This window comes from Allobosea sp. NPDC055594, from assembly GCF_053618995.1.
Window position 1 is genome coordinate 488,410 of record NZ_JBSHIO010000003.1, and the last position, 15,654, is coordinate 504,063.

Sequence of the window (15,654 nt, forward strand, 5' to 3'; positions counted from 1 at the left end):
CTCAAGCCTTCTTGCCCTTACCCGCTTTTTCCATCTCGTCCCTGTCCTTATCCTTGCCCTTCGGCTTCTGCCGGTTGCGGTAGCTCGCATTGCCGAGCCCGGTGCCGATGGTCAGCACAGCCCAGTTCTCGACATCCTGCATGAACGGCATTTCGCTGAGCCCCTGCACCACGGCATCGTTGTGCATCACCACCACGGTCTCGTGCTCGCCGATCTCCGGCGCCATCTCGCGGATGCTCTCGACCAGGTTGAAGCGGCTGCTCGACCAGTTGCCCGGCAGGTTCTGCGCCCCGCGATCGATCGCGCCATCGGCCTCGATCAGCCCGGGACAGCCGACACCGATGAAGGGCGCGACGCGCAGGCCCTCCTTCCCGGCGTGCCTGATCTGCTCGCGCAGCATCTTGCCGAGCCGGCTCACCGCCTCCTCGCGACTCGGCTCCTCGTCGGCATGACGCCAGAGCTCGGTTTCCCAGACCCGTGCCTTGCTGAGATCGGGCGCCTTGTCCTGGCGCAGCTCGACGATGCCGGCCCGGATGTTCGAGCCGCCGATATCGACGGCGACCAGGCTGTCATAGGCCTCGAAGATCCATTTCGGCGCGAGATGGGCGCTGCCGACCAGGCCGGCCTCGTCCGGATGGTGCCGGACCGGCACGAGCTCGATCGCATGCCCCTCCGATTGCAGGAGGATGCCGGCACGAGCGATGGCGAGCTCGCCGACGCGGCTCTGGCGAAAGCCACCGCCGACCACGATGCGCTCGACCGGAGCCCAGGCCTTCTGCCGCAGGAAGCGACGAATCACGAAGGACAGCGACTGGGCGAAGCGCTCGACCGCGGAGAGCACCAGCGCAGCTTCGCGCGCCTCACCCTTGCTGATCAGTTCGTCGAGCTCGGACTTGCTCGGAGCCGCGTCGGTGTCGCCGAGCGGATCCTCGCCATTCTCGGCGAGATGGCCGCGCAATTCGGCGAGATGGTCCATGAAGGCGCCGCGGCTCGCCTTGTCTCCGATGAAGCCGTCCCCGTCGCGGATTTCGAGATTATAGCTGGTGACGGTGACCGAGGGCAGTTCCTGCGCACCATGCCCACCCTTCGTGCCCACCTTCGCCGCCGTTGCAACCGCCATCGTTCGCTCCCCTGCCGTCGCCGAGGAAACGAACGGTGCCGCCCGAGGTTCCGGCTGCGACCGATGGCCCATGCCCGGCGCATGCCGCCCCTGCGCCTGCAAGGGGGATAAGGTCGCCCTTTCCGTTGACCTCGTCCCCCGCTTTCCCCTCCATAAGACTCGCTTGAGGACGCGGCCTTCGAGGCCGCTGGGAGGGGTGAAGCATGCTTGAATTTCTCGGCCGCGCGATCGTGATCGGCGTCGGCGCTACTGCCATTCTCGACCTCTGGGCCCTGCTGCTCAACCGCACACTCGGCATCCCGCTCGCCAATTGGGCGATGGTCGGGCGCTGGTTCGCGCATCTGCCGCGGGGGCGCTTCATGCACGACCCGATCTCGGCCTCGGAGCCGGTTTCCGGCGAACTCTCGATCGGCTGGATCATGCATTATCTCGTCGGCGTGCTCTTCGCCGCCGTGCTGCTGCTGATCTGGGGCATCGGCTGGGCCAAGGCGCCGACATTGATCCCGGCGCTGATCGTCGGCATCGTCACCGTCGGCTGCGGCTGGTTCATCCTGCAGCCCGGCATGGGCTTCGGCGTCGCCGCCTCGAAGCGGCCGAACCCCGGCCAGATCCGGCTCGTCGGCCTCGTCAACCACGTCGTCTTCGGCCTCGGCCTCTATCTCACCGCGCTCTTGACGCGCTGACCGCCGCCTTCGCCCGCACCCGCTCCGAGGACCGCCATCATGGCCGCGACCCTGTTCCAGAACGCCCGCATCGTCGACGGAACCGCCCCCGAGCGCGGCGAGCCGGTCAATGTTCTCGTCGAGGACGGGCTGATCCACGAGGTCGGCAGGTCCTTGCGCGCCGACAAGGCCAGGGCGATCGACCTCAAGGGCCGCACCCTGATGCCGGGGCTGATCGACGCCCATGTCCATGTCATCGCCGGCCTCGCCGATCTCGGCCGCAATGCGGCGCTGCCGGACTCGCTCGTCACGGTGCGCTCGCTGGTGATCATGCGCGAGATGCTGCTGCGCGGCTTCACCACGGTGCGCGATGTCGGCGGGGCCGATTTCGGTCTTAAGCAGGCGACTGAGGAGAGTGATTTCCCGACGCCACGCCTCGTCATCTCCGGCAAGGCTCTGAGCCAGACCGGCGGCCATGCCGATTTTCGCGGGCGCTATGACGACCGGACGGCGCCCGGAACCCGCCATCGCCTCGGCGCACTCGGCCGCATCTGTGATGGCGAGGCGGAGGTGCGCCGCGCCGCCCGCGAGGAGCTGAAGGGCGGCGCCGACTTCATCAAGATCATGGCCAATGGCGGCTGCGCCTCGCCGACCGATCCGATCCATTTCCTCGGCTTCTCGGTCGGCGAATTGCAGGCCGTGGTCGAGGAGGCCCGCATGGCAGGCACCTATGTCTCCGCCCATGTCTATACCGACGAGGCGATCCGCCGCTGCGTCGAGGCCGGCGTCCATTCGCTCGAGCATTGCAACCTGATCCAGGCCGAGACTGCGAAGCTTGCCGCCAGGAACGGCGCCGTCGCAGTGCCCACCCTCGTCACCTATGACAAGCTCGCCAGCGAAGGCGGCAAGCTCGGCTTCCCGCCCGACTCGGTCGCCAAGGTCGAGAGCGTCCGCGCCGCCGGCATGGAGTCGCTCGCGATCATGAAGGCGGCCGGCCTGCCCATGGCCTATGGCAGCGACCTGCTCGGCGAGATGCACCGGCACCAGTCGGAGGAGTTCGTCATTCGCGGCCGCGCCCTGCCCGCCCATGAGGTGATCGGGGCCGCCACCCATGTCGCGGCGAAGCTGCTGAAGCTCGAGGGCAAGATCGGAACGGTTGTGCCCGGCGCCCATGCCGACCTCGTCGTCGTCGATGGCGATCCACTGAAGGATCTGGCGCTGCTGACCCGCCAGGGCCGGCACATGCCTGTGATCATGAAGGCCGGGGCCTTCGCCAAACGGACGCGACTGGACTGAAGCGATGGCGCATTGGACACAGCTCGACGCCGCCCCGATCCCGGGCGGCGGCACGCTGAAACTGCTGCAGCGCGGCGATAGCGAGTTCTCGATCACGCTCGGCCATAACGAGTTGATGAATTCACGGCTGCGCGGCTCGGAGGAAGCGCTGGCGACGCTCGCCGCCGAGCGCCTCGGCCAGCGCGCCCGGCCGCGCTTCCTGATCGGCGGGCTCGGCATGGGCTTCACCTTGCGCGCCGCGCTCGCCGTGCTGCCGGCCGATGCCGAGATCATCGTCGCCGAATTGATCCCGCAGGTCGTCGCCTGGGCCCGCGGCCCGCTCGCTGCGATCTTCGCTGGCTGCCTCGACGATCCCCGCGTCAGCATCCGCGAGGCCGATGTCGCCTCGCTGATCCGTGCCGGCAAAGCCGGCTATGACGCGATCCTGCTCGACGTCGACAACGGCCCCGATGGCTTGATGGTCGAGGCCAATGACCGGCTCTATGATTTCGCCGGGCTCGCCGCCGCCAAATCCGCCCTGCGCAAGGGCGGCGTGCTCGCCATCTGGTCGGCCGGACCGGACCGCGCCTTCACCGAGCGCCTGCGCATGAGCGGATTTGCGGTCGAGGAGAAGAAGGTCCGCGCCAATGCCTCCGGCGGCGGCGCCCGGCATGTGATCTGGCTGGCGACGGCGGCAGCCGCCGATCGCGACCGGAGCCCGCCCGAAAGCACCTCCTCCCGGCGCGGTCCGCGCCGGCGCTGACACCTGCCGGAACCATCGCGCCGCCCTCCGGTTGATCGGGCATCCCCGCCCTTTCGGAGAAGGAGGCCAGCCATGCCCGCGAAATCCAAGGCGCAGCAGAAGGCGGCCGGCATGGCGCTGGCCGCCAAGCGAGGCGAGATACCCAGGAGCGATCTCAAGGGCGCCTCGAAAGCGATGGAAGGGTCGATGACCGAGAAAGAGCTCGAGGAGTTCGCCTCGACCAAGCACGAGGGCAAGCCGGAGCATGTCGCCAAGCGCTGAGCCGGCAGCGCCGCTTCAGGGATGGACCTCGCCTTTCGGCAGCCGGATCGCGAGCAGCATCAGGAAGGCGACGAACGCGAGCCCGCTCGTCAGCCAGATCGCCTGTACGCCCCAGCGGTCGAGCGCCAGCCCGAACAGCAGCGGTGCGGCGGCCTGCAAGGCGCGCCCGGGACCGCCGACCAGCCCTTGCGTCAGGCCGTAGCCTGCCGGCCCGAACAGCGCGAGCGGCAAGGTTCCCTTGGCGATCGTCAGAACGCCGTTGCCGGCCCCGTGCAGGAAGGCGAAGGCATAGGCCCCGGGCGCGCCGAGCGCCAGCAGAACGCCGGCGCCGAGAGGATGCGTCAGCGTCGCCAGCCTTGCCGAGATCAAGGGATGCAGCTGCCGCATCAGCGTGAACTCGGCGAGGCGGGCGGCGACCTGGGCCGGCCCGATCAGCGCACCAGCAGCGACCGCCACCGCCGTCGTCGCCCCGGCCGCCTCGAGCAGCCGCGGCAGATGCGCCGCCATCGCCGTGCTGTTGAACCAGGTGATGGCGAACACCAGCGCCAGCAATACCATGACCCAGCGCGATTTGCGGGCCTCCGCCCGGTCGCCGTCCTGCCCCGTCTTCACCGCAGCCGCAGGGGCGGAAACGGCTATATGGCCTGACGGCAGCAAGCAATTGAGCGGCAGCGCCAGAAAGAGATGCAGCCCGGCCCAGCCGAGGCAGGCACCGCGCCAGCCGATCTGCGCCTCCATCAGCGCCGATAGCGGCCAGCCGATCGTGCTGGCGAAGCCGGCGATCAGGGTGATGCCGGTGATCGGCGAGCGTGCCTCCCGGCCATAGATGCAGGCGAGCGCGGCGAAGGCGGCCTCATAGAGCCCGATCCCCATGCCGAGCCCCATGGCGAGCCAGCCGGTCCAGAGCAGGACCGTCCCCTGCGCCAAGGCGAGGCAGGCGAGCCCGGCGGCGAAGATGAGATTGGAGCCGATCAGGACGCCGCGCCCGCCGCGCCGGTCGATCACCGCTCCGCCCCAGGGGCCGATGACCGCCGACACCACCAGAGCCGCCGAAAAAGCGGCGAAGATCTCGACCGGGCTGGTCGAAAGATCATGCGCCATCGGCGTCGCCAGCACCGCCGGCAGATAATAGCTCGATGCCCAGGCCACGGTCTGGGCGGTTCCGAGCGCGAGAACGGTCGCAGGGGTCGAACGTGGCGCGGCCATCAGCTTCGGCGGCTCTTCGCCCCTGCCGGCGCGGGCACGCCCCTGTTCACGGTCTCCGACAAGTCCTGCTCCCTGGTCTGCTCGCGGCCTCGCCTCTCACCGCACCGAAGCCGCCCCTCGGCGAAAACCGCAAGGGCGCGCCAGCGAAAGGCACTCCGCCCGCAGCTGCGCCCAGCGCATGACGGCGATGCCTCCGCTCGGCCGATCGGCATGCTCAGTTCCGCCAAAATTTGGGGGCTTATCCGGACGGACATGCTATTCCTGCCGGCAGCTGCAGTGGCCGGCAATCGATTTCGCGAGAACGCCGTGGTGACCCAGAATTCGTTCTCGCCCCGCCGCCCCGCTTCGCGGCAGTTCGCCTGCACGGAATCGACCCGGCCGTGAGCGAAGCCTCGAAACCGCAAACCGGCTCGGTCGCGGCGCTCGGCGCCATCGTCACCGGCGCGCTGATCCTGCAGGTCGCGAGCACGATCATGAACACGGTCGTGCCGCTGCGCATGGCCCTGGAGGAGCAGCCGCTGCTGCTGATCGGCCTGGTCGGCTCGGCCTATTCGGTTGGCTTCCTGCTCGGCTGCTTCTGGATTCCGACGCTGATCCGGCGCGTCGGCCATATTCGCGGCTTTGCGGTGTTCGCCTCGCTGCAGGCGGCGCTGACGCTCAGCTTTCCGGTCCTGCCGGTCGAATGGTGGAGCCTGACGCGCTTCGTCATGGGCGTCGCGGCGGCCGGCCACAGCATCTGCATCGAGAGCTGGATCAGCGGCCAGGCCCGCTCGAGCCATCGTGGCCGGATCTTCGGCATCTACCAGATCCTGAACCGGCTGGCCCTGATCGGCTCGCAGGTCGGCATCGGCTATGTCGCGATCCAGACCCATGACGTCTTCCTGATCGCCAGCGTCGCCTTCTCGATCGCGCTGATTCCGGTGAGCCTCACCCGGGCGAAGGGCCCGGAATCGGCCGAACTGGTCTCGGTCCGCCTCAAGACGCTCTGGCAGCAGGCCCCGGCCGCCGTGATCGGCTGCCTCTATGTCGGCCTGGTCAGCGGGCCGCTGACCAATGTCGTGCCGGCCTATGGCATCCTGATCGGGCTCGGCCAGCAGCGCGCGCTCCTGCTGACCGCGGTGATCCAGCTCGGCGCGCTCCTGCTGCAATGGCCGATCGGCTGGCTCGCCGACCGGGTCGACAGCCGTCGCGTCCTGCTCGGTGCCACCGCGGCGACCGCCCTGTCCGCCGCAACGCTCGGGGCGCTTTTCCTGTCGGGCACGACGCAGCGCGACTGGTGGCTCTACGGCCTGTTCGCGCTCACCGGCGGCTGCAGCGTGCCGCTCTATACGGTGGCGGTGACCCACGCCTATTTCCGGCTCGGCCGCGACCAGGCCGTCGGCCTCTCGGCCGGGCTGCTCTTCCTGTGGAGCGTCGGGGCGACGATCGGCCCGCTGGTCGCGACCGCCGTGATGCAGATCGTTGGGCCGCAAGGTCTGCTGCTCTATATCGGTGTGCTCTCGCTGGCGGTTGCGAGCTATTTCGCGATGCGCATCCTGACCAATCCGATCGCGCCGGAGGCCGCCGCGGCCCGCACGCCCGCCGAGACCTCGCTCCCCGATCTCGGGCCGCGCCCCCGCCAAAGCGAGCTCTGAGCCTTTTCGCGCGAACCGGCCCTCGCTTCGCGCGAAAATGCTTCAGGCCAAGCAGTCGCGGCCACCCCTGCGCGATGCGGCTGCACCTTCAGGCAGGCTCTCGCGGATCCTGCGCTTCACCTCCTCGATATCGTGACAGCGCCCGAATCCGGCCGCGGCGGCCCGGCGTTTCCCCGACATCGCCCAATGCCAGCGAGGCGAGCCGCGCGGCGCATATTTGTCGTGCGTTATGACGGCGATCCGCTCGCCGCCTTCGGCCTCGACATGAAACAAATGGTCGATCTCCGGCCAGGTTCGCCGAATCCGCATCTTAACCGCCCTCATCCAGCTCCGATTCCAGAATGTTCTTATTTTGTTCTCATCAAAAGGGCAAGCGAGCGCATCGCGCGGCCATGGCTCGAACGGGGCGTGCATCCAGCTCTGCGCTGGCCGGTTCATGGCCCGGCCATGAAAATCACCACCACCGGATGGTAGAAACAAAAAAAGGCGACGCCGGAGCGCCGCCCTTATCTGGTGCAGACATGACTGCTTGTTAACAGCCAGACCGCGATCTCTGAAGTCTTCAGAATAGCTCTTCAGGGATCGCGGTCAAGCACCGTTTCAGAGACCGCAGGTCCAGCGGCAACTAGGTGAACTTGGGCTCTTCTGACCTTAGCCCAGTTAGCCTAAGGGAGCGCTCCCTTGACGGATCAGTTTGGACCCCGATCCGTCCGGCTAGGGCTCTGGTAGGAGCAAAGCCGCCTATTGTCAATTTCCCTAGGTGAACTTAATTCATAATAAACACTCGACATTTACACAACCATAGATAGTATCCCCGGCGCAGCAGGGGGAGCAAAGGATATGCGGTGGCGTCTGGGGGCCGATCTCGGCACGAATTCGCTCGGCTGGGCGGTCATCCGACTCGACGACCGGGGCGCTCCGAATGGTGTCGAGGCCGCCGGCTCCCGCATCTTCTCCGATGGGCGCGAGCCGAAATCGGGGGCATCTCTCGCGGGCGGACGCCGCGACGCCCGTGCCATGCGACGCCGGCGCGACCGCTTCAAGCAGCGCCAGACAGCCCTGCTCAAATATCTGACGCTGGCCGGCTTTTTCCCCGCAGATGACGAGGCCCGCCGGGCCCTTGCCGCGCTCGATCCCTATGAGTTGCGGACGCGGGCGCTGGATGAAGCCTTGCCGCCAGCCCATCTCGGCCGGGCGCTGTTCCACCTGAACCAGCGGCGCGGCTTCAAGTCGAATCGCAAGACCGACCGCGGCCGCAACGACGATGCCGGGATGATCAGGATCGGCGTCGCCCGGCTGCACGAGCAGATGGCGCAGGAGGAGGCGAGGACACTCGGCGAGTTCCTGCACAAACGCCGGGCAGGCGCCGCCGATCCCAACGCGATCCCGCATGTGCGGACCCGGATCGTCGCCCCCGAGGCCGAGGCGGGCAAGGCCGGTGAGATCTATGATTTCTATCCCGACCGGCAGACGCTGGAAGAGGAGTTCGCCGCGATCTGGCAGGCGCAGGCGCTGCATCACCCCGCTGCGCTGACACCCGAAAGGCGCAAGCAGTTCTACGAGATCATCTTCCACCAGCGCCCGCTGAGGGAGCCGAAGATCGGCTTCTGCACCTTGCTGCCGCCGGAACCGCGCCTGCCCAAGGCACATCCGCTGTTCCAGCGCCGGCGCCTGCTGGAGGAACTCAACGCGCTGAGGATCGTGCTGCCTGGGGCGGAAGCACGCCCGCTGGACAGGCCGCAGCGCGACGCCCTGCTCTCGAAGCTCGGACAGAAGAAGACGGTCGCCTATGAATCGCTGCGCAAGGGGTTGAAGCTCGATCCCGATACCCGCTTCAACAAGGAGAGCGAGAACCGCAAGGAGATGAAGGGCGACGAGGTCGCCGCCGAGATGGCCCATAAGAGCCGCTTCGGCGCGGCCTGGCTCGGCATCAAGCCCGAGGCGCAATGGCCGGTGATCGAGCGCCTGCTGACGCTCGAAAGCGATACCGAGATCACCGAATTCGAGGATTGGCTGCAGCAGGCCCACGGACTCTCCGGCGAGCAGGCCGCGAACGTCACCGGCGCGCGCCTGCCCGAGGGCTATGGCCGCTTCGGCGAGACCGCGACGAAGGCGCTGATCGCCGAGCTGGAGAAGGAGGTCGTCGTCTACAGCGAGGCGGTGCAGCGGGCCGGGCTCGGCCATCATTCCGACCTGCGCGACGGACGAACCTGGCAGGACGACAAGGGTAATCCCGCCCTGCCCTATTACGGCGCGGTGCTGGAGCGCCACATCCTGCCCGGTACCGCCGATCCGGACGAACAGGACGAGGCGCTGCGCACCGGACGGCTGACCAATCCGACCGTGCATATCGGCCTCAACCAGCTCCGCCGCGTCGTCAACGCGCTGATCCGCCGCTTTGGACCGCCGCAAGAGATCGCGATCGAGCTCGCCCGCGAGCTCAAGCTCGACGAGGAGCGCAAGCGCGAGATCAATGTCGAGAACAGGAAGAATCGCGAGGCGGCCGAGCAGCGCTCGCGGAAGCTCCAGGAGATCGGCCAGGCCGACAAGGGCGGCAACCGGGCGCTGCTCAAGCTCTGGGAGGAACTCAACCGCGACAATGTGCTCGACCGGCGCTGCGTCTATAGTGGCCGGCAGATCTCGCTCGACATGCTGTTCTCGGGCGCGGTCGAAATCGATCACATCCTGCCCTTCAGCGCCACGCTCGACGATTCAAACGGCAACCGCGTCCTCTGCCTGCGCGAGGTCAACCGCATCAAGCGCAAGCGCACGCCCTTCGAGGCCCGGGCCGATCTGCGCGCCCATTTCGGCCCGGATGCCGACTGGGAAGCGATCGCCGCCCGCGCCGCGCGCCTGCCCAGGGAGAAGCGCTGGCGCTTCGAACCGGAAGCGCTCGGCCGCTTCGATGCGCAGGGCGGCTTCCTCGCCCGCCACCTCATCGACACCCAGCATCTTTCGCGGCTGGCGCGGGAATATCTTTCGGCGCTCTACCCCGAGACCGGCGAGGGCTCGAGCCATGTCTGGGTCTCGCCCGGGCGATTGACCGAGATGCTGCGGCGCAATTGGGGGCTCAACCACCATCTGCCGGACCACAACCTTGCCGGTGGCACCAGCCAGCCGAAGAACCGCCGGGACCACCGCCATCACGCGATCGACGCCATCGTCGTCGCCGTGACCGATCGCGCCATGCTCAATCGCATCGCCCGCGAGGCCGGCAGCCAGGGCCATGAGGCCGCCGACCGGCTGGTCGCCGGCATCCCCGACCCCTGGGCGGGGTTCTCGGAGGCGGTCGGCGAGGCCGTGCGCGCCATCACCGTGAGCCATCGCCCGGACCATGGCAGCGCGAGCAAGGCCGGACGTCCGGCGAATCGCGATACGACGGCCGGGCGCCTGCACAACGAGACAGCCTATGGCGTCACCGGCGAGAAGGATGCGCGCGGGCTCGACATCGTCGTCACGCGCAAGCCGCTCTCGGCATTCAAGAAACCGGCCGATCTCGACGCGATCCGCGACGAGGATCTGAAACAGAAGCTGAAGGACTGGACCGCCGGCAGGGAGGGGGCGGCCTTCGAGCAGGCAATGCGCAGCTTCGGCCATCCCGAGCGCGGACCGCGCTCCTTTCCGGGCCTACGTCGCATCCGTGTGGTCGAGCCGCTCTCCGTCATCCCGATCAGGGACCGGGAGGGGCGCGCCTACAAGGCCTATAAGGGCGACTCCAATTACCGCTTCGACGTCTGGGAGCTGAAGACCGGCAGGTGGAAGGACGAGGTCGTCTCGATGTTCGAGGCACACCAGCCGGGCTGGAGCTCGCCGATCCGCGCCGACAATCCGACGGCGCGCAAGGTCCTCTCGCTCCAGCAGAACGACGTCGTCGCGATCGAGCGCGACGGCGAGCGCGAGCTGATGCGCGTCGTCAAGTTCTCCGCCGGTTCGCTCGTGCTGGCACCGCCGCAGGAGGCCGGCAGCCTGAAAGCCCGCGACGCCAACAAGGACGACCCGTTCCGCTATGTCTATGGCTCGCCCAGCTCGCTGCAGCGCTGGAAGGCGCGGCAGGTCCGCATCGACGAGCTCGGCCGCATCCACGACCCGGGTTTTCCGGCCCGCAAGCCGCGCTCGAAAGGATAGGGGCATGGAGCGGGTCGTCGACATCGCCAGCGACGGCCGCCACCTCTCCGCCCTGCGCGGCTTCCTCCTCGTCAGCGAGGACAGGCAGGAGATCGGCCGCGTCCCGCTCGACGACATCGCGGCGGTGATCGTACATGCGCATGGCGTCACCTGGAGCACCAATCTCGCCGTCGCCCTGGCCGAGCGCGGCGTGCCGCTGGTGCTGTGCGGGCAAAACCATGCACCGGTCGGCGTCCTGCTTCCGCTCGACGGCCATCATGGGCAGAATGCGCGCATGCGAGCGCAATGGGCAGCCGGCCGCCCGCTCGCCAAGCAGCTCTGGAGCCGGATCATCGTGGCCAAGCTGCGCTGGCAGGCCGCCATTCTCGCGGCGCACGGCAAGGAGCGCGCCGCGCTCGACATGCTCGTCCGCAAGGTGCGCTCGGGCGATCCCGACAATATCGAGGCGCAGGCGGCGCGGCGCTACTGGCCCTTGCTGATGGAGCCGGGCTTCCGCCGCGAGCGCGATGCGCAGGACATCAACGGTCCCCTGAATTACGGCTATACCATCCTGCGCTCGCTGGTCGCCCGCGCGGTGGTCGCAGCGGGCCTGCATCCCTCGATCGGCATCCATCACGCCAATCGCGGCAATGCCTTCGCGCTCGCCGACGATCTCGTCGAGCCCTTCCGGCCCCTGGTCGACGCACTGGCGCTGCGCCTTGCCGCAAAAGGCTTCGACAAGGTCGACCCGGCCACGAAGCGGGCTTTCGCAGGACTGATCGCGGTCGATCTCCCGGGCGCGGACGGCGTCACCACGGTGACCGTGGCGGCCCAGCGCCTGGCGCAGTCGCTGGCGCGCGCCTTCGAGACGAACGACGCCTCGACACTGGTGACGCCCTTGCCACCAACGCCGATCGAGATCGCGGGCCTCGACCGGCTGGTTCCCGAGTCGGAGCCGAAGCCCTCCGCGACCATGCCCGCGGCGGAGCGTCCGCCATGACGCTCACCCAGCTCAGCGGTTACCGGCTCATGTGGATCTTCGTGATGTTCGACCTTCCCGTGACCAGCAAAGTCGAGAGCCGCGCGGCGACCAAGTTTCGCGAATATCTGCTCGACGAGGGTTTCGAGAAGAGCCAGTTCTCGGTCTATGCCCGCTTCTGCAACGGCAAGGAGCAGTTCGAGGCCTATCTGCGGCGGATCGAGGCGCATCTGCCTGCGCGCGGAGACGTGCATATCCTGACATTCACCGACCGGCAGTATGAGAATATCGTCAGATTTTCGGGCCAGCGCCGGAAACGCAGCCGGAAAAATCCGGATCAACTCGCGCTATTCTGAGCGGAACATGCAGAAAAAACATCCTGCCACAGCCCCTATCCTCTTTCTTTACAAGAGGATAGGGGCTGATCAAGATTAGCGTTTCAGAGATCGCGGTCCAGCGGCAACGACGAGCAGGTGCTTGAAATTCGAGACGAAAGATTAGCGTTTCAGAGATCGCGGTCCAGCGGCAACTTGGCGTCAGCCGGGCCGGTGAAGAAGGCGAGATTAGCGTTTCAGAGATCGCGGTCCAGCGGCAACAGAGCGCCCGCCGTAGCTGAACCAATGTTGAGATTAGCGTTTCAGAGATCGCGGTCCAGCGGCAACTGGGGCGGGGGTGGCGGCCGGCGCACTCGTAGATTAGCGTTTCAGAGATCGCGGTCCAGCGGCAACCTGCTCGCGTTCGGCGGCAGCAAAGGCTTTAGATTAGCGTTTCAGAGATCGCGGTCCAGCGGCAACGGTAGCGCGAGATCGGCGATTTCGGAGGAGAGATTAGCGCTTCAGAGATCGCGGTCCAGCGGCAACTTGAGCGCCAGCGTCCGAAGTGGCCGCGAGAGATTAGCGTTTCAGAGATCTCGGTCCAGCACCGGATCCTTAGGGCTGCCCCGATTGCAGCCAGGAGCGCAGGGCCGCATTCACCGCCGCCGGGTTCTCGATCGGCGTCATATGGCCGCTGCCGGGCACGGCGACGAGCCTGGCCTGCGGCACGAGACGCGCCATGGCCTGGTGCTCGGCGAGCGGCGTCAGCCTGTCCTCCTCGCCGCACAGGATCAGGACCGGGCAGCTCAAGCCGCTCAGGACGCCGGAGCCATCCTTCCGCAGGATATTGTTCTGGCGCAGGAAGACCTCGGCGCCGAGCCGTTGCGTCATGCCCCGGATGCGCCCGACGATCTGCTCGTCCTGAAGATGGGCCTCGCTGAGATAGGTCCTGAGCAACCGGTCGCCCAAGCCGTGGAAGGTGCCCGGCCCCCGGGCGGCCTTGTCACGAACCTTTCGCGCCGCCGCCCGCTCGGGATCGTCCGGCTGGATCGAGGTGTCGAGCAGGGCCAGCCGCTCGATGCGCTCCGCCGCGAGACGCGCCATCTCGACCGCGACATAGCCACCCAGCGAGAAGCCGGCGAGGGCAAAGCGCGGCGGCGCCTGCGCCAGCAGGCTCTGCGCCAGCGCCTCCAGACTCTCGCCCTGCGTGATGTCGGCGACCCGGCACTCGGCGATGTCCGCCAGCGCCGCGATCTGGTCGCGCCATAGCTCGGCATCGTTGAGGAGCCCGGGGATCAGGATGAGCGGGGGCAGAGCCATTCGAAACCTTCCTCAGACAAGGCATTTTCCAGGCGCAGGCTTCCACGGGTACTTGCGCCGACGCTCCTGTCGGCTCGCGATGCAGGCAGCCCGGCCTCAGGCGCCGGCCTCTGCGCTTCGCGCCAGGATGGAGCGGGCACGCAGGCGTACGGGCTCATCGACCATCGCGCCGTCGACCGCAGCCGCGCCATCGCCGCTCGCCAGCACCTTGCGGGCCCAGGCGATCTCGGCGGGATCGGGGGCAAAGCCCGCACGGATAGGCTCGATCTGCCGCGGATGGATGCAGAGCTTGCCGCTGAAGCCGAGCTCGCTTGCATGACGCGCATCCCCGACGATGAGCCCCGCATCGTCGATCGCGGTGGTCACGCCGTCGATCGGCGGCAGGAGGGACGCAAGCCGCGAGGCCAGCACCAATTCGCTGCGCGCCGCCAGCAGAGCCTCCCGGCTGTGGGCGCAGCCGAGATCGGCGCAGAAGTCGATGCTACCGAAAGCGATGCGCGCGACATTGCCGGTCGCCGCGATGAGACGGGCGTCGGCGAGGCCGCGCGCGCTCTCGATCAGCGCGATCACCGGCATCGGCAGGCGCGTGCACAGATCCGCGAAGGCCTCGCCGGCTTCGGCCTTGGGAACCATCACCGCGGCGAGCCTCAGGCCTATGACCGCCGCTATATCGGCCTCGTGCCAGGGCGTGCCGAGCCCGTTGATCCGCAGGATGATCGGCAGATCGGTGAAGTCGTCCCGCAATGCTGCCCGCGCCGCCGCCTTGTCGTCGCGGGCGACGGCATCCTCGAGATCGAGGATCACGGCGTCGCAACCGGCCGCGGCGGCCTTGCCGAAGCGTTCCGGCCGGTTGCCCGGCACGAAGAGCGGAACCAGGCAATCCAGCGCCGCGCTCATGTCCGGTACGCCTTCGCCGACATGCAGGCCGTGCCGTCCTCACGCGCCGTCCAGAGCTCCAGCCCGCCATCCGCCTCGCGGGCATGGAGCGCGAACGCGTCATGCTCGAAGAGCGGGGAAAGCCCGCGGAAGCTGAAGCGCTTCGGCGGAGTGCCCAGGAGCTCGGCGGCATAATTGCAGAGCCAGGCCGCCTGCAGCGGGCCGTGGACGACGAGGCCGGGATAGGCCTCGATCTCCTGCGCATAGCGCCGGTCGTAATGGATGCGATGCGCGTTGAAGGTCAGCGCCGAATAGCGGAAGAGCAGCGCCGGACTGGCCTGCTGCGCCCGCCGATGCCTGCCCGGTTCGCGTGGCGGTGGCGGCGCGGCTTCCGTGCCCGGCACCGCGGCCTCGCGGTAGACGATCTCCTGCCGCTCCTCCAGAACGAGGCTGCCATTCGCCTCCAGTCGATGCTCGACCGTGACGAAGCAGAGCGCGCCGCTGCGGCCCTGCTTGAGCACGACATCGGCGATCCGGGAGGTGCGCCTGGCGAGGTCGCCGACCCTGAGCTCGCCATGGAAGGTCACCTCGCCGCCCGCCCACATCCGTCGCGGCAGCGGCACCGGCGGCAGGAAGCCTCCGCGGCCCGGATGACCGTCGGCTCCGAGCCTCGCCGTCGGCACGGCCGGCTGGGCCAGGCAGAAATGGATCAGCTGCGGCAGGATCTCGCCCTGCCGGGGCGGCTCGCCCGGGAGATCCAGCGTAGCATGATATTTGCGCGCGAGATCCTCGGCGACGAGGTCGACGGCGACATCCTCACGGCCGATCCAGCTGCGCAGATGATCGATATCGGGGGCGGTGGTCTCGGCAGTCATGCGTCAGGCTCTCGCTGCTGGTCCAGGCCGTAGCGGAATGGGATGGCAGGCGGGCAGGCTCGCGCCTGCGGGGAGCGCGGCAGCGCCGGTGAGCACCGCCGCCTTGCCTCGCCGATCAGGGCTTCGGCGGGGCGAGGCCGGGAGGCGCGCTCAGGTCGAAGCCTCCTGGTCCTCCGCCCAGTCCCGGTATCTGGATTGAGTCGAACTGTTTGTTGATCTGCTGCTGGTCGAGCTGCACTGCGGAGGATTTGTAGTGCATGACCAT

Annotated in this window: 14 protein-coding genes and 1 CRISPR repeat array; of the genes, 8 read left to right on the top strand and 6 right to left on the bottom strand. The window is 68.0% G+C overall.

The features are described 5' to 3' along the window. Position 1: 1 nt before the first annotated feature. Complete coding sequence (locus ACWGRX_RS09510; RefSeq protein WP_452117334.1) at positions 2 to 1,120, bottom strand: ROK family protein; 1,119 nt, start codon at positions 1,118 to 1,120, stop codon at positions 2 to 4. A 203-nt stretch (positions 1,121 to 1,323) separates the two neighbouring features. Between ACWGRX_RS09510 and ACWGRX_RS09515 the strand changes: the two genes are divergently transcribed. From ACWGRX_RS09515 to ACWGRX_RS09530, 4 genes are all read left to right on the top strand, one after another. Then, positions 1,324 to 1,803, top strand: a complete 480-nt coding sequence (locus ACWGRX_RS09515; RefSeq protein ID WP_452117335.1) for a DUF2938 domain-containing protein — start codon at positions 1,324 to 1,326, stop codon at positions 1,801 to 1,803. A gap of 39 nt (positions 1,804 to 1,842) precedes the next feature. Then, positions 1,843 to 3,078 (top strand): metal-dependent hydrolase family protein, encoded by a 1,236-nt coding sequence (locus tag ACWGRX_RS09520; RefSeq protein WP_452117336.1) that lies wholly within the window; start codon positions 1,843 to 1,845, stop codon positions 3,076 to 3,078. 4 nt (positions 3,079 to 3,082) lie between these two features. Then, the gene (locus tag ACWGRX_RS09525; protein WP_452117337.1) at positions 3,083 to 3,820 is read left to right on the top strand and encodes a spermidine synthase; all 738 of its coding nucleotides are present in this window, start codon (positions 3,083 to 3,085) and stop codon (positions 3,818 to 3,820) included. Positions 3,821 to 3,892: 72 nt separating this feature from the next. After that, positions 3,893 to 4,081: a DUF3008 family protein gene (locus tag ACWGRX_RS09530; protein ID WP_291640747.1), complete on the top strand. Its 189-nt coding sequence runs from the start codon at positions 3,893 to 3,895 to the stop codon at positions 4,079 to 4,081. 15 nt (positions 4,082 to 4,096) lie between these two features. Here ACWGRX_RS09530 and ACWGRX_RS09535 read toward each other — a convergent pair whose 3' ends face one another. Further along, positions 4,097 to 5,287 (bottom strand): MFS transporter, encoded by a 1,191-nt coding sequence (locus ACWGRX_RS09535; RefSeq protein WP_452117338.1) that lies wholly within the window; start codon positions 5,285 to 5,287, stop codon positions 4,097 to 4,099. Positions 5,288 to 5,667: 380 nt separating this feature from the next. Between ACWGRX_RS09535 and ACWGRX_RS09540 the strand changes: the two genes are divergently transcribed. Further along, entirely contained in the window at positions 5,668 to 6,921 is a 1,254-nt protein-coding gene (locus ACWGRX_RS09540) for an MFS transporter (protein ID WP_452117339.1), read from the top strand. Between the two features lie 42 nt (positions 6,922 to 6,963). Here the strand turns inward: ACWGRX_RS09540 and ACWGRX_RS09545 are convergent, their stop codons facing one another. After that, positions 6,964 to 7,359 (bottom strand): hypothetical protein, encoded by a 396-nt coding sequence (locus ACWGRX_RS09545; RefSeq protein WP_452117340.1) that lies wholly within the window; start codon positions 7,357 to 7,359, stop codon positions 6,964 to 6,966. A 402-nt stretch (positions 7,360 to 7,761) separates the two neighbouring features. Between ACWGRX_RS09545 and cas9 the strand changes: the two genes are divergently transcribed. From cas9 to cas2, 3 genes are read left to right on the top strand one after another with little or no spacing between them, the layout of a single operon-like run. Beyond that, a complete protein-coding gene (cas9, locus tag ACWGRX_RS09550; protein WP_452117341.1) occupies positions 7,762 to 11,046 on the top strand; it encodes a type II CRISPR RNA-guided endonuclease Cas9 in 3,285 nt (1,094 codons plus the stop codon). A 4-nt stretch (positions 11,047 to 11,050) separates the two neighbouring features. After that, complete coding sequence (gene cas1, locus ACWGRX_RS09555) at positions 11,051 to 12,025, top strand: type II CRISPR-associated endonuclease Cas1 (protein WP_452117342.1); 975 nt, start codon at positions 11,051 to 11,053, stop codon at positions 12,023 to 12,025. Then, positions 12,022 to 12,360 carry a CRISPR-associated endonuclease Cas2 gene (gene cas2, locus ACWGRX_RS09560; protein WP_291649258.1) on the top strand — a complete coding sequence of 113 codons (339 nt, stop codon included), beginning with the start codon at positions 12,022 to 12,024 and terminating at the stop codon, positions 12,358 to 12,360. Before cas1 ends, cas2 begins: the two co-directional genes overlap by 4 nt. A gap of 72 nt (positions 12,361 to 12,432) precedes the next feature. Beyond that, a CRISPR array of direct repeats spans positions 12,433 to 12,930; the repeat unit is 36 nt; unit sequence AGATTAGCGTTTCAGAGATCGCGGTCCAGCGGCAAC. Positions 12,931 to 12,933: 3 nt separating this feature from the next. Here the strand turns inward: cas2 and ACWGRX_RS09565 are convergent. The 3 genes from ACWGRX_RS09565 to ACWGRX_RS09575 form a co-directional block, all read right to left on the bottom strand. Next, the gene (locus ACWGRX_RS09565) at positions 12,934 to 13,638 is read right to left on the bottom strand and encodes an alpha/beta fold hydrolase (protein ID WP_452117343.1); all 705 of its coding nucleotides are present in this window, start codon (positions 13,636 to 13,638) and stop codon (positions 12,934 to 12,936) included. Positions 13,639 to 13,734: 96 nt separating this feature from the next. After that, entirely contained in the window at positions 13,735 to 14,535 is an 801-nt protein-coding gene (locus ACWGRX_RS09570; RefSeq protein WP_452117344.1) for an HpcH/HpaI aldolase/citrate lyase family protein, read from the bottom strand. Further along, positions 14,532 to 15,389: an HTD2 family dehydratase gene (locus ACWGRX_RS09575; protein WP_452117345.1), complete on the bottom strand. Its 858-nt coding sequence runs from the start codon at positions 15,387 to 15,389 to the stop codon at positions 14,532 to 14,534. The genes ACWGRX_RS09570 and ACWGRX_RS09575 overlap by 4 nt, the downstream gene beginning before the upstream one ends. Positions 15,390 to 15,654: the final 265 nt, after the last annotated feature.